This is a genomic window from Cellulomonas sp. PhB143, assembly GCF_003752595.1.
GTDB lineage: Bacteria > Actinomycetota > Actinomycetes > Actinomycetales > Cellulomonadaceae > Paraoerskovia.
In genome coordinates this window covers 64,212-77,045 of sequence record NZ_RKIJ01000015.1, presented here as the reverse complement: position 1 = coordinate 77,045, position 12,834 = coordinate 64,212, and the positions used below count along the sequence as shown (strand labels likewise).

Annotated in this window: 13 protein-coding genes; 8 read left to right on the top strand and 5 right to left on the bottom strand. The window is 74.7% G+C overall.

What is annotated here, in order from left to right; genetic code table 11:
* The first annotated feature begins 158 nt into the window (after positions 1-158).
* Positions 159-1,730: a long-chain fatty acid--CoA ligase gene (locus EDF32_RS13075; RefSeq protein WP_123309001.1), complete on the top strand. Its 1,572-nt coding sequence runs from the start codon at positions 159-161 to the stop codon at positions 1,728-1,730.
* Between the two features lie 19 nt (positions 1,731-1,749).
* On the opposite strand, the gene EDF32_RS13070 is transcribed toward EDF32_RS13075, so the two are convergent.
* A complete protein-coding gene (locus EDF32_RS13070; RefSeq protein ID WP_123309000.1) occupies positions 1,750-2,988 on the bottom strand; it encodes an NAD(P)/FAD-dependent oxidoreductase in 1,239 nt (412 codons plus the stop codon).
* A gap of 11 nt (positions 2,989-2,999) precedes the next feature.
* Positions 3,000-3,791: an SDR family NAD(P)-dependent oxidoreductase gene (locus EDF32_RS13065; RefSeq protein ID WP_123308999.1), complete on the bottom strand. Its 792-nt coding sequence runs from the start codon at positions 3,789-3,791 to the stop codon at positions 3,000-3,002.
* Positions 3,792-3,915: 124 nt separating this feature from the next.
* Here EDF32_RS13065 and EDF32_RS13060 point away from each other — a divergent pair, with 124 nt between their 5' ends.
* Together EDF32_RS13060 and EDF32_RS13055 are read left to right on the top strand one after the other, a co-directional pair.
* Entirely contained in the window at positions 3,916-4,770 is an 855-nt protein-coding gene (locus tag EDF32_RS13060) for an SDR family oxidoreductase (RefSeq protein WP_123308998.1), read from the top strand.
* 89 nt (positions 4,771-4,859) lie between these two features.
* A complete protein-coding gene (locus EDF32_RS13055; RefSeq protein WP_123308997.1) occupies positions 4,860-5,468 on the top strand; it encodes a DNA-3-methyladenine glycosylase I in 609 nt (202 codons plus the stop codon).
* A 16-nt stretch (positions 5,469-5,484) separates the two neighbouring features.
* Here EDF32_RS13055 and EDF32_RS14620 read toward each other — a convergent pair whose 3' ends face one another.
* Positions 5,485-5,652, bottom strand: coding sequence for a hypothetical protein (locus tag EDF32_RS14620; RefSeq protein ID WP_158614101.1), 168 nt, complete (start codon positions 5,650-5,652; stop codon positions 5,485-5,487).
* Positions 5,653-5,936: 284 nt separating this feature from the next.
* Here EDF32_RS14620 and EDF32_RS13050 point away from each other — a divergent pair, with 284 nt between their 5' ends.
* Genes EDF32_RS13050 through EDF32_RS13040 form a run of 3 tightly spaced genes read left to right on the top strand, consistent with a single transcriptional unit; the run spans position 5,937 to position 8,900 of the window.
* Positions 5,937-7,403, top strand: a complete 1,467-nt coding sequence (locus tag EDF32_RS13050; protein WP_123308996.1) for an L-serine ammonia-lyase — start codon at positions 5,937-5,939, stop codon at positions 7,401-7,403.
* A gap of 28 nt (positions 7,404-7,431) precedes the next feature.
* Positions 7,432-8,034 carry a molybdopterin-dependent oxidoreductase gene (locus EDF32_RS13045; RefSeq protein ID WP_123308995.1) on the top strand — a complete coding sequence of 201 codons (603 nt, stop codon included), beginning with the start codon at positions 7,432-7,434 and terminating at the stop codon, positions 8,032-8,034.
* Entirely contained in the window at positions 8,031-8,900 is an 870-nt protein-coding gene (locus tag EDF32_RS13040) for an FAD-binding oxidoreductase (protein ID WP_233565910.1), read from the top strand. The genes EDF32_RS13045 and EDF32_RS13040 overlap by 4 nt, the downstream gene beginning before the upstream one ends.
* 29 nt (positions 8,901-8,929) lie before the next feature.
* Here the strand turns inward: EDF32_RS13040 and EDF32_RS13035 are convergent, their stop codons facing one another.
* Positions 8,930-10,072: an App1 family protein gene (locus EDF32_RS13035; RefSeq protein WP_123308994.1), complete on the bottom strand. Its 1,143-nt coding sequence runs from the start codon at positions 10,070-10,072 to the stop codon at positions 8,930-8,932.
* Between the two features lie 114 nt (positions 10,073-10,186).
* Here EDF32_RS13035 and EDF32_RS14925 point away from each other — a divergent pair, with 114 nt between their 5' ends.
* Both EDF32_RS14925 and EDF32_RS14920 read left to right on the top strand, forming a co-directional pair.
* Positions 10,187-10,867, top strand: a complete 681-nt coding sequence (locus tag EDF32_RS14925; protein ID WP_233565909.1) for a sugar-binding domain-containing protein — start codon at positions 10,187-10,189, stop codon at positions 10,865-10,867.
* Positions 10,846-12,051 carry a glycoside hydrolase family 2 TIM barrel-domain containing protein gene (locus EDF32_RS14920; RefSeq protein ID WP_233565908.1) on the top strand — a complete coding sequence of 402 codons (1,206 nt, stop codon included), beginning with the start codon at positions 10,846-10,848 and terminating at the stop codon, positions 12,049-12,051. The genes EDF32_RS14925 and EDF32_RS14920 overlap by 22 nt, the downstream gene beginning before the upstream one ends.
* A gap of 44 nt (positions 12,052-12,095) precedes the next feature.
* Here EDF32_RS14920 and EDF32_RS13025 read toward each other — a convergent pair whose 3' ends face one another.
* Positions 12,096-12,830 (bottom strand): aspartate/glutamate racemase family protein, encoded by a 735-nt coding sequence (locus EDF32_RS13025; protein WP_123308993.1) that lies wholly within the window; start codon positions 12,828-12,830, stop codon positions 12,096-12,098.
* Positions 12,831-12,834: the final 4 nt, after the last annotated feature.

Here is a 12,834-nt window from a genome sequence, read left to right as displayed (position 1 = left end):
ACGCCGTCGGGCACCGGTCGCCGCGGTGACGGGCGGGTGAACTCGGGGGCGGCGGGCACGAGCCGGACGGCGACGTGACTGGCGTCACACGGAGCACGTAGCCTGGGCGCCAGCACGCCCGCGGGCACCGGAGCCGGCGGGATCGAGGAAGGACTCAGATGTCGAACCCCACCCACGCCACGCTCTCGGTCGCGACGATCCTCGCCGAGTCGGCGAAGGAGTACCGCGACAAGGACGCCCTGATCATGGGCGACCAGCGGATCACCTACGCCACCCTGTGGGAGGAGACCAAGGCGTACGCCGGCGCGCTGCGGGCCCGCGGCATCGGCCCGGGCGACGCCGTCGCGGTCCTGCTGCCCAACGTGCCGGACTTCGCCCGCGCCTACTACGGGATCCTCGCGCTCGGCGCCACCGTCGTTCCGGTGCACGCGCTGCTCAAGGGGCGCGAGATCGAGTACGTGCTCCGCGACTCGGGGGCGAGGCTCTTCCTCGTCGGCGCCCCGCTGCTCGGCGAGGGCGCCAAGGGCGCGGCGGGCGCGGGCGTCGACGTGCTGAGCCTGCTGCTCCCGGACGACAAGGTCGCCGACGTCCCCTTCCCGCGCCTGGAGGACGAGGCGCGGGACGCGGAGCCGATCGACACCTACGTGCCCGTGGACCCGATGAGCACCGCCACGATCCTCTACACGAGCGGCACCACGGGCGAGCCCAAGGGCGCGCTGGGCTGCCACCTGGCGCTGGTCGAGCAGGTCCACGTGATGCTCACCTCGACGCTGCCGATCGCGTCCGACGACGTGATCCTCGGCTGCCTGCCCTTCTTCCACACGTTCGGCCAGACGGTCGCGCTGAACGGCGGCCTCCGCGCGGGCGCGACGATCGTGCTGATCCCGCGGTTCGACGCCGACGCCGCCCTCGGCCTCATGGTCGAGCACGGCGTCACCGTGATGATGGGGGTGCCGACGATGCACATCGGCATCACCGGGGCCGCCCGGAAGAACCCCGCCCGCCCGCCGCTGAGGTTCGCCGTCTCCGGCGGCGCCGCGCTGCCGGTGTCCGCGCTCGACGCCTTCCAGGACGCCTTCGGCGCCCCGGTGCACGAGGGGTACGGACTGACGGAGACGAGCCCGGTCGCGACCTTCAACAAGGTGGGCACCCCCATCCGCCCCGGCACGGTGGGCACCCCGATCTGGGGCGTGGACGTCGAGGTCGCCGACCCGCTGGTCCGCGACCGCATCGAGCTGCTGCCCCGCGGCGAGCTCGGCGAGATCGTCATCCGCGGGCACAACCTGTTCTCCGGGTACCTGAACCGGCCCGACGCGACGGCCGAGGCCGTCGTCGACGGCTGGTTCCGCTCTGGCGACCTGGGCACCAAGGGCGACGACGACTATGTGACGATCCTCGACCGCACGAAGGACATGATCATCCGCAACGGCTACAACGTGTACCCGCGCGAGGTCGAGGAGGTGCTCGTCTCGCACCCGGCCGTGAACATGGCCGCGGTGTTCGGCGTCGAGGACGAGGCGCACGGCCAGGAGGTGCACGCCGCCGTCGTGCTCGCCGACGGCGCCGATCCCGTCTCGGGAGACGAGCTGGTCGCCTGGATCAAGGAGCGGGTCGCGGCCTACAAGTACCCGCGCCACGTCCAGGTCCTGCCCGAGCTGCCGCTGGGCCCGTCCGGCAAGATCCTCAAGCGCGAGCTCGTGCGCCGGCTCGAGGCCAGCTCGGAGCGCTGACGGCGCCCGCCGGGCCGGGTCAGCCGATCCGGCCCGGCAGCGCGTCCGCGCGCACGGCCCCCGAGGCGATGGCGTGCCGCGCGGCGTCGCGGGCGCCGTCGACGTTCCAGAGCAGGACCCCGCGCACCTGCACGTCCTGCGCCTCGTCGGACTCGCGCTCGACGTAGTAGACGACGCCCTTGTCCTGCGGGTCGTCCTCGCCCTGCCAGTCCTCGACCGTCTCGAGCGACGCGTCGAGCGTGCCCACGGCCTCGTACCGGTCCTCGAAGAGCACCGAGTAGTAGTAGGGCGTGTGCGTGTACGGCTCGCCCGCGCCCGCCATGTTCCGGCCGGCCTGGCGCCCCGACTCCGTCGCGTGGTCGACGTGCTCGACGCGCCGCCGGCCGAGCACCTGGTCCGGGTACTGCGCGACGTCGCCCGCGGCCCACACGTGCGGGTCGCTCGTGCGCAGGCGCTCGTCGACCACCACGCCGCCGTCCTCGGACGTCTCGAGCCCCGCGTCCGCGGCGAACCCGGTCTCGAGGGTGATGCCGAAGCCGGCGACGACGACGTCGGCCTCGTGCGTGCGGTCGCCGGACAGCTCGAGGCGCACCGGCCCGTCCAGGCCCTCGACGGAACCGCCCTCCACCGTGGTGCCGGGCACGAGGCGCACGCCGGCCTGCGTGAACCGGCTCTCCAGGCGATCGACCAGCACCGGCGGGAAGACGGCGCCGAGCAGGCGCTCCTCGGCGTGCACCAGGTCGGTCCCCACGCCGTTCTGCACGAGCGCCGCGGCGAGCTCGGTCGCGATGTAGCTGCCGCCCACGACGACGGCGTGCCCGCCGTCGCGGGTGCGCTCGCGCAAGAACGAGTAGTCGTCGACCGTGCGGAAGCGCACGACGAGCCCGGTCCCGGCCGGGTCGTCGACGTCCGGGCCGCCCGGAGTGCCCGACGTTGCGACCAGCAGGCTCCCGTAGGTGAGGGTCCGCCCGGCGTCGGTGGTCACCGTCCGGCCGGCGGGATCGAGGCCGACGACGCTCTCGCCCAGCAGGAGGGTCGCGCCCGTCTGCTCCTCGGTGCCGAGCCAGACGTCGTCGAACGCGAAGTCCGGGTCCGTCCACAGCTTCTTCGACAGCGCCGGGCGGGTCACGGGCGGCGTCGGCTCGCGGCCCACCAGGCAGATCGTGCCGTCCGCGTCGACCTCCCGGATGCCCTTCGCCGCGGCATCGCCGGCCATGCCGGCGCCGACGATCACGTAGTCGTAGGCGTTCTCGCTCACTGCACTCTCCCTCAGATGGTGGCGACGGACCCGGAGTCGACCCGGTAGCTGGAGCCGTTGACGAAGCTCGCCCGCTCGGAGCACAGGAACGCCGCCACCGCGGCGACCTCGTCGGGCCGCCCGCGCCGCTTCAGCGCCATCAACGGGCGCTCCTCGTCGAGGAAGCTCTCGACCGCCTCGTCCACGTCGGTGCCGCGTTCCTGGGCGCGGGCCTCCATCATCGCGTCGGTCATCGGCGTCTCGACGAACGCCGGCGAGACGGCATTGACCAGCACGCCGTCGGGCCCGTAGGCCTTCGACAGGCCCTTGGTCAGGGAGAGCACGCCGGCCTTCGACGCGCAGTACGGCAGCTCGTCGACGTACGGCTGGACGCCGTCCTCGGACGCGACGAGGACGATGCGCCCCCACCCGGCCTCGCGCATCGCGCCGACGACGCCGCGCACCACCCGCACCGCGGAGAACAGGTTGACGTCGAGCGTGGTGCGCCACGCGTCGTCGTCCAGCTCGTGGAACGGGCCCTGCGGGCCCGTGATCCCGGCGCAGTGCACGAGGATCTCCGGGTCCCCGTACGCGGCGCGGGCCTCCTCGAGGAGGCGCCCGACGTCGTCGGGCACCGTGAGGTCCGCGGCGATCGTGGTGTGCTCCCCGCCCAGGCCGGCGGCGGCGTCCGCGAGCCGGCCGGCGTCGAGGTCCGTGAGGACGACGCGTGCGCCCTCCGCGAGCAGGTGGCGGGCGGTGGCCAGGCCGATGCCCGAGTCCGCCCCGGTGACGAGCGCGGCGCGCCCCGTGATTCCCAGGTCCATGCCTCGACCGTAGGAACGGCGGCGCCTTCTCGCAGCCCGGGGGTGCGGCGGGCGGGCCCCGGAGGCGACGAACCGGGGGCGTGCCTACCGTGACCGGGAGCCGAGGACGACGGAGGAGCACGCCATGAGCGACGAGATCACCGCCCAGCAGCAGGAGCCGCCGGGGCTGACGGAGCCGATGAGCCCGCAGCCCGACCACGGCGAGGACAGCTACCGCGGCAATGCGCGCCTGCACGGGCTGCGCGCGCTGATCACGGGCGGGGACTCGGGCATCGGGCGGGCCACCGCGATCGCGTTCGCGCGCGAGGGCGCGGACGTGGCGATCGCCTACCTGCCGCAGGAGCAGCCGGACGCGGAGGCGACCGCGGCCCTCGTCCGCGCGGCGGGGCGCACCGCGGTGCTCGTGCCGGGCGACCTGCGCGAGCGCGACGCGTGCCGGGCGACCGTCGCCGCGGCGGTCGAGGGGCTCGGCGGCCTCGACGTGCTCGTCAACAACGCCGGGTTCCAGATGGCGCGGCGCAGCTCGCTGGCCGACATCACACCCGAGGACCTGGACCGGGTGCTGCACACCAACCTCTACGCGCTGGTGTGGCTGACGCAGGCGGCCGTGGAGCACCTGGGCGAGGGCTCCTCGATCATCAACGTGTCCTCGATCCAGGCCTACCAGCCGTCGACGATGCTGCTCGACTACGCGGCGACCAAGGCCGCGATCAACAACATGACCGTGAACCTGGCCGCGGAGCTCGGCGAGCGCGGCATCCGGGTGAACGCCGTGGCGCCGGGGCCGATCTGGACGCCGCTGCAGCCCGCGACGCAGCCGGCCGAGAAGCTGCCGACGTTCGGCAAGGACACCCCGCTCGGTCGCCCGGGCCAGCCCGCGGAGGTCGCGCCGGCGCTCGTCTTCCTCGCCGCGCCCGCCGAGGCCAGCTACGTTACGGGCACGGTCCTCGGGGTGACCGGCGGCAAGCCGGTGTTCTGAGCGTCCGCGGTCCTGTGGACGACGCCGTCTCTCCCGTCCCGCGGGCCGGCGGCGGTCGCGGGGTGGGTGGCACGCGGCAGAGTGTGCCCATGACCTCGTCCGCACCGCCCGTCATCGATCCCGCCGATCCCCCCGAACCCGGACCCGCTCGCTGCTTCGGGGACTCCGACCCCCTGTACGCGGCGTACCACGACGACGAGTGGGGCGTGCCCGTGCACGGCGAGGCGGCGCTGTTCGAGCGCATCGCCCTCGAGGGCTTCCAGTCGGGCCTGTCGTGGCTGACCGTGCTGCGCAAGCGGCCCGCGTTCCGCGAGGCGTTCGCCGGGTTCGAGCCGGAGACGGTCGCCGCCTTCGGGGACGACGACGTGGCGCGGCTCCTCCTGGACGCCCGCATCATCCGCAACCGCGCCAAGATCGGCGCGACCCTGGACAACGCCCGGGCGCTGGTCGCGCTGCACGACCAGGGCGAGACGCTCGACGAGCTCTTCTGGTCCTACGCGCCCGACCCCGTGCCCGAGCGCCCGAGCACGTGGGGCGCCGTCCCGGCGACGACACCGGCGTCGCTCGCGCTCTCGAAGGACCTCAAGAGGCGCGGCTTCCGGTTCGTCGGCCCCACCACGATGTACGCCGCGATGCAGGCGTGCGGACTGGTCGACGACCACCTGACCACGTGCCCCGTGGTGCTCGCCCGGGCGTGAGCGGCGCGGGCGCCCGTCAGGCGGAGCGGTTGCGTCGGGCGCGACCGCGCTCCTGGTAGGCATCGACGACCTGAGCGAGGACGACCAGCACCATGGCGGCGGCCGTCCACCAGTTCTGCACGGCGAACGAGGCGATCGCCAGGGGTGCCGCGATCAGCACTGCCGCCACCCTGCGAGCCGTCATACCGCCACTCTCGCAGCAACGGGCGCCCGGGGCAACGTTCTGGGTCCCGGGCGCACCACCGGGCCCCGCTCGGACCGCCGATGTGGTCAGTCGGCGCGGACCGCTCGGGCGGGTTGGATCAGGCCGGCGCGGATCGCGGGGTAGACGCAGGAGAAGGCGCCTGCGAGCAGGCCGATCAGGGGTCCGACGAGGATCGGTCGGCGTTTTATTGCCACTGGGCGACCGTGCGTGAGCTGACGCCGCGACCGCGTCCGACACGTGAGACGCGGTGCGACGATGGACCCATGTCCTCGTACGTCAGCGCCCTCGACCTGTTCTCCATCGGCATCGGGCCCTCGAGCTCGCACACCGTCGGGCCGATGCGCGCCGCGCGGGCCTTCGCGGCCGAGCTCGTCGACGGCTCCCACGAGAGCCCGGCCGCCCGGATCGCCGTGGTGCTGTGCGGGTCGCTCGGTGCCACCGGCATCGGCCACGGCACCCCCGACGCCGTGGTCGCCGGCCTGCGCGGCCTCGACCCCGAGACCTGCGACCCCGACGACGTCCCCGGCGGCTGGGCGGGCCTCGGCGACGGCACACCGGTGCGCCTGACCGGCCGCACCGGCACCCTCGACCTGACGGTCGCGACCGCGGACGTCCGCCTCGCCCCCCTGACCCGCCTGCCGGGCCACCCCAACGGCATGCGGTTCACCGCGACCGACGGCGCGGGGGTCACTGTCCTGGAGCGCGTGTACTACTCGGTCGGCGGCGGGTTCGTGCTGAGCGAGACCGAGCTCGCGCAGGCGGAGGCCGCCGAGGCGGCGCTCGTCGCCGCCGAGCGCGGTGGGCCCGGCGCGCCGGCCGCCGCCACCGTGCCCGACGACGTCCCGTACCCCCTGGTCGACGCCGCCGGCCTCCTCGAGGCGTGCGCCGCCACCGGGCTCGGCATCGCGGAGGTCGCCTGGGCGAACGAGACGGCGCTGCGCCCCGAGGCCGAGGTCCGCGCGGGCCTCGACGCGATCTGGGCCACCATGAGCGCGTGCGTGGACGACGGCCTGCGCCGCACGGGGACGCTGCCCGGGCGGCTGAACGTCCGTCGTCGGGCACGGGCGCAGGGGGAGCGGCTCGAGGCGCTCGATGCCGCCGGCGGCGAGACGACCATCGAGTGGCTGCAGGCCTACGCGATGGCCGTCAACGAGGAGAACGCCGACGGGCGGCGGGTCGTGACCGCCCCGACGAACGGTGCGGCCGGGATCATCCCGGCCGTCGGGCGCCACTACCTGCGCACCCACCCGGAGCTCGCCGGCGACGACCCCGCCACCGCCGAGGAGCGGCGCCGGACCATGCGCGTGTACCTGCTGACCGCGGCGGCGATCGGCGCGCTGTACAAGCGCAACGCCTCGATCTCCGGCGCCGAGGCGGGCTGCCAGGGCGAGGTCGGCTCGGCCTGCTCGATGGCCGCGGGCGCCGTGTGTGCGCTGCTCGGCGGGACGCCCGCCCAGGTCGAGAACGCCGCCGAGATCGCGATGGAGCACAACCTCGGGCTCACGTGCGACCCGGTCGGCGGCCTCGTGCAGGTGCCGTGCATCGAGCGCAACGCGATCGCGGCGTGCACGGCGGTCTCGGCCGCGCGGATGGCGATGCAGGGCGACGGCTCGCACGTGGTCTCGCTCGACACCGTCATCGAGACGATGCGCCAGACCGGCGCGGACATGTCCACCAAGTACAAGGAGACGTCCGAGGGCGGGCTCGCGGTCAACGTCATCGAGTGCTGAGCACCGCGCGGCGAGCGAGACTGGGCACATGGAGATCGTGACCCCCGGCTTCACCGGCCGTCCCCGCCCCGAGGGCGTCGCCCTGCCGCCGGGTCAGTACCTGACCGACGACTTCCCCGTGCTCTCGGCGACCACGACGCCGCGCATCGACCCCGCCGGGTGGTCGGTCACCGTCACCACGGAGCACGGCGTCGAGCACCGGTGGTCGTGGACGCAGCTGCTGCGGCTCCCGCAGGAGAAGCCCGTCGTCGACATCCACTGCGTCACGCGCTGGTCCAAGCTCGGCACGTCCTGGAAGGGCGTCTCGATCGACACCCTGCTGGCGGACGTGGAGTCGATGGCCGACTACGCGATGGTCGGCTGCGAGGGCGGGTACACCACGAACCTGCCGCTCTCCGACCTGCTCGGCGGCAAGGCCTGGCTCGTGCACACCTACGAGGGCGCCCCGCTGCACCCCGTGCACGGCGGCCCGGTCCGGCTGCTCGTGCCCGGACTGTACTTCTGGAAGTCCGCGAAGTGGGTGACCTCGATCCGCCTCGCGACGACGGACTCGCCCGGCTTCTGGGAGCGCCTCGGCTACCACGACCGCGGCGACCCGTGGCGCGAGCAGCGCTACCAGGGCGACCTGTGACGGTCTCCCCCGGCGCGCCGGCACCTCCCGGCGCGGTGCCCGCGCCCACGCTCGGCGCTCGCGTCGGGCCGCTGCCCGGCTGGCAGGTCGGCACGCTGGTCGACGCGTGGGAGGAGAGCGCGAGCGCGCGCACCCTCGTCCTCGCGGTCCCGTCCTGGCCCGGGCACCTCGCCGGCCAGCACGTCGACCTGCGCCTGCGCGCCCCCGACGGGTACGTCGCCGAGCGCTCCTACTCGATCGGCGGCCCCGTCACGCGCGGGCCCGACGGCGTGCCCCGCATCGCCCTCACGGTCCAGCGGGTGGCCGACGGCGAGGTCTCGACGTACCTCACCGACACCTTCGCCGTCGGCTACCCGGTCGAGCTGCGCGGCCCGGTGGGCGGCTGGTTCGTCTGGGCGCCCGACGCCGTCCCTGCCCCGGGCGAGCCCACGCCGCTCCCCGGCCCACCGGTGCTGCTCGTGGCGGGCGGGTCCGGGATCGTGCCGCTCGTCGCGATGGTCCGCGAGCGCCGTCGGGCCGGGTCACGCACCCCGTTCCGGCTGGTCGTGTCCGTGCGCACGCCCGCCGACCGGTTGTTCGTCGAGGAGGTGACGCGGACCGGCACGGACGGCGTGGACGTCACCGTCCTGTACACGCGCGCGGCGCCGCTGGACGACGGCTCGGACGAGCCGGGCCCCGCGCGCCGCGACCCCGGCCGGATGACCCCGGCGGACCTCGCCGCCCACGGGTGGCCGGCCGAGCTGGAGCCCGCGTGCTTCGTGTGCGGGCCGACGCCCTTCGTGGAGGCGGCGGCGCAGATGCTGCTCGCGCTCGGCCACGACGCGGCGCGGATCCGCACGGAGCGGTTCGGCCCCGCCGGGGACTGAGCGCCCGTGGCCGCCCGCATCGCGGCGCGTCAGCCCTGCGTGCTCGGGCCCTCGATCACGTCGCGCAGCGCCACCGCGAGGCCGAACCCGTCGGGCGCGGCGACGGTCGCCGGTCCGGGCGCCCGCAGCGCGGCGGACGGGTCCGTGTCCCCGGGGTGCGGCGGGTGATCGGCGCGCCCCCGGCCGGGTGCCGTCGGGTCGTTGGACGTCGTCGTGCCGTGCGCGAGCACCTGCTGGGCCGGGGTGAGGCGGCGGATGGCGACGGCGGCGACGTGCCCGCGGTGCCGCTGCGCCGCGCGCGTGTAGATCCCCGGGTCGTGCTGCCCGTCGTCCCCGACGAGCAGCCATTGCACGTCCGGCAGCTCGCGCACGAGCCGGTCGAGCGCCGCGTCCTTGTGGGCGGGGCCGCTGCGGAACCAGCCGGTGCTCGTGGGCCCCCAGTCCGTCAGCAGCAGCGGGCCCGCGGGGAAGCCGTGAGTCTCGAGGAAGCGGGTCAGGGTGCTCGCCGTGTTCCACGCGCCCGTCGAGACGTAGACGAACGGGGCGTCCGGGTGCGTGGCCCGGACCGAGCGGTAGAGCTCGGCCATGCCCCGCACCGGGGTGCGCGCGCTGGGGTGGCGGACGAACGTGTTCCACGCGGCGAGGAAGAGCCTCGGGACCGCGGTGACCATCACGGTGTCGTCGATGTCGCTGACCACCCCGAGCCGCTCGCCGCGCGCGACCACCACCACCTGCCCGACGGCGGCCTCGCCCTGCCGGGCGCGGAACGTCACCTCGTGCGTCCCGGCCGCCAGGTCCACGGGCACGACGACGTCGACGTACCCCCCGCGGTCGGCCGTCACGTGCACGACGGCGTCCCCCACCTCGAGCGTGACCGGCTCGGCGGGTGCCTTCGCCGCGAGGAAGCTGCGGTAGCCGCGGCGCTCGAAGCTCGCGTCCACGCGGGCGGGGCGGTTCGGAGAGGTGAGCAGCACCCGGGCGAGGACGCGGACCGATCCCGGGGCGACGCCGTCGGACGCCTGCCCGTACCCCGTGTAGGGCAGGATGCGCGGCACCCAGCCGCGCCGGCGCAGGGCCCGGCCGAGCCGGCCGGTGACCCGGTCCTCCAGGCGTGCGGCGTAGTGCGGGCGCTGGGTCTCGCGCGGCTCGTCCCGGGGGGCGTTCGATGGCACGTGCGGTCCCTTCGTCGGCGGGCGGGGCTCCACGATGGCACACGGCGCGGTTCCCTCGCTCGCGGGTGGGCTGGACAGCCGTCCCGGCTGTGGTACATCGTTGTAATCATGCCCGTGACCGCTGCCCCCGCCCGCGCCACCCAGAACGACGGCACCTATCCCCGCCCCCAGCTCGTGCGCCCCGCGTGGACCGATCTGTGCGGCGCGTGGGACTTCGCCGTCGACGCCGACGACGCAGGCCTCGCCGAGCGCTGGTACGAGCCGGGCTCCGCCGCGTTCGACCGGACGATCACCGTCCCGTTCCCGCCCGAGGCGCAGGCGTCGGGGGTCGGCGAGACCGGGTTCCTCGGCGTCGTCTGGTACCGCCGCACCGTCGCGGCCGGCGACGTCCCGGCGCTCGGGTGCGGCAACGGCACCGGCACCGACACCGGCGCGAGCTGCACCCTGCTGAACTTCGGCGCCGTCGACCACTCGTGCGACGTCTGGGCCGACGGCCGCCTCGTGGGCAGCCACACCGGCGGCCAGACGCCGTTCACGCTCGACCTGACCGACGCCGTGCGCCGGGCCGACGGCGGCGACCTCACCCTCGTCGTCCGCGCGGTCGACGACCCGCTCGACGTGGCGCAGCCGCGCGGCAAGCAGGACTGGCAGGTGGACCCGCACGCCATCTGGTACGACCGCACGACCGGCATCTGGCAGCCCGTCTGGCTCGAGACCGTCCCGCGCTGCACGTCGAGCGCCTCGCGTGGTCGACGGACCTGGCCACCGCGACCGTGCGCCTCTCGCTCGTGCTGAACGAGCGCCCGCGCGCCGACCACGAGGTCGCCGTCGAGGTCTCGCTCGGCGACGAGCTCCTCGGCGCCCAGACGCTCCTCGTGCGCGAGCGGGACGTCGAGCTCACGCTCTCGCTGCCGCGCCAGACCAACGGCCAGGTCTACGAGAAGACGCTCTGGTCTCCCGAGAGCCCGGTCCTGCTGGACGCGAGCGTCGAGCTGCGGCCGGCCGGGACGTCGTCGGGCACGACCGACCGGATCGCAAGCTACCTGGGCCTGCGCGACGTCGCCGTGCGCGACGGCCGCTTCCAGCTCAACGACCGCCCGTACTTCCTGCGCTCGGTGCTCGAGCAGGGCCTGTGGCCCACCTCGCTCCTGACCCCGCCGGACGCCGACGCGCTGCGCGCCGAGGTCCAGCTCATCAAGGACCTCGGGTTCAACTCCGCGCGCATCCACCAGAAGGCCGAGGACCCGCGGTTCCTCTACTGGGCGGATCGCCTGGGCCTGACGATCTGGGCCGAGACCGCCAACGCCTACGCCTTCTCCCCGCGCGCCGTGGAGATGCTCACCCGCGAGTGGCTCGACCTCGTGCGGCGCGACCGCTCCCACCCCTCGATCGTCACCTGGGTGCCGCTCAACGAGAGCTGGGGCGTCCAGCACGGCCCCCACGACGTCGCGCAGCAGGACTACTCCCTGGCGCTCGTGCACCTGACCCGCGCGCTGGACCCGACGCGGCCCGTGATCTCCAACGACGGCTGGGAGCACACCGACTCGGACATCTGGACGATCCACGACTACGAGCCCTCCGGCGACGTGCTGCGCACCCGCTACGGCACCCCGGAGGCGGTGCAGGCGATGCTCGACGGCGTCGGGCCGGCAGGCCGGCGGATCCTGCTCGCCGACGCGGCGCCCACCGTCGAGCGCGGACAGGCCGTCATGCTCACCGAGTTCGGCGGCGTCTCCTACGCCGGTGCGCGCGACGACGCGTGGGGCTACTCGACGGCGACCGACGACACGGACTTCGAGGCGCGCGTGGGCGACCTGATCGACGCCGCCCGCACCGCGGCGCCGCTCTCCGGCTTCTGCTACACGCAGCTCACGGACACCGGGCAGGAGACGAACGGCCTGCTGTTCGCCGACCGCACGCCCAAGCTGCCGGTCGAGGTGCTGCGTCGGCTCGTCACCGGGGAGCCGGGCGGGGCCTGACCTGGGGGTCGGCCCGACCGTCCCGGCCGGCCAGCCCTGTGGGCCTACCGGCCGGGCTGCCCCGGCGCGACGGGGTGCACCACGCGCTTGGGCCGCGGCGGCGCATAGGTGCGCACCTTCGACGTCGTCAGGCCCAGCCGCACGAGCGACTCGGCGACCGTGACCGCCGCGGCGACCCCGTCCACGACGGGGACGCCCGCGCGGGCGCGCACCTCATCGGCGAGCCCCGCCATGCCGCCGCACCCGAGGATGACGACCTCCGCTCGGTCCTCGACGACCGCACGCTCCGCCTCGGCGGCGATGGCCTCGACCGCGCGGCGCTCGTCCTGCTCGAGCTCGAGCACCGACAGGCCGGAGGCCCGCACGGACGCGCAGCGCGCCGAGAGCCCGGCCAGCAGCAGCCGGTCCTCGATGAGCGGGACGGCGCGGTCGAGCGTCGTCACGACGGAGTAGCGGTGGCCCAGGTACATCGCCGTGGAGGCCGCCGCCTCGGTGATGTCCACGACCGGGCAGGTCGTCAGCTCCTGGAGCCCCTCGCGCCCGTGCTCTCCGTACCCCGCCTGGACGACGGCGTCGTACTCCCCCTCGTAGGTCCGCACGGCCTCCTGGACGGCGACCGCCGCGAGGTAGGACTCGAGGTTGCCCTCGACGGACTCGGCTCCGAACGGCGGGGTGATCCCGACGATCTCGGTCCCGGGGGCGGCGGCCGCACGGGCCGAGGCCGCGATGGAGTCGGTCATCGACCGCGTGGTGTTGACGTTGACGACGAGGATGCGCACGCGC

Bases quoted from the DNA above. Each gene is read 5' to 3' on its own strand.
- EDF32_RS13075 (WP_123309001.1), top strand. From the start codon at position 159: ATGTCGAACCCCACCCACGCCACGCTCTCGGTCGCGACGATCCTCGCC.
- EDF32_RS13065 (WP_123308999.1), bottom strand. From the start codon at position 3,791: ATGGACCTGGGAATCACGGGGCGCGCCGCGCTCGTCACCGGGGCGGAC.
- EDF32_RS13060 (WP_123308998.1), top strand. From the start codon at position 3,916: ATGAGCGACGAGATCACCGCCCAGCAGCAGGAGCCGCCGGGGCTGACG.
- EDF32_RS13055 (WP_123308997.1), top strand. From the start codon at position 4,860: ATGACCTCGTCCGCACCGCCCGTCATCGATCCCGCCGATCCCCCCGAA.
- EDF32_RS14620 (WP_158614101.1), bottom strand. From the start codon at position 5,652: ATGACGGCTCGCAGGGTGGCGGCAGTGCTGATCGCGGCACCCCTGGCG.
- EDF32_RS13050 (WP_123308996.1), top strand. From the start codon at position 5,937: ATGTCCTCGTACGTCAGCGCCCTCGACCTGTTCTCCATCGGCATCGGG.
- EDF32_RS13045 (WP_123308995.1), top strand. From the start codon at position 7,432: ATGGAGATCGTGACCCCCGGCTTCACCGGCCGTCCCCGCCCCGAGGGC.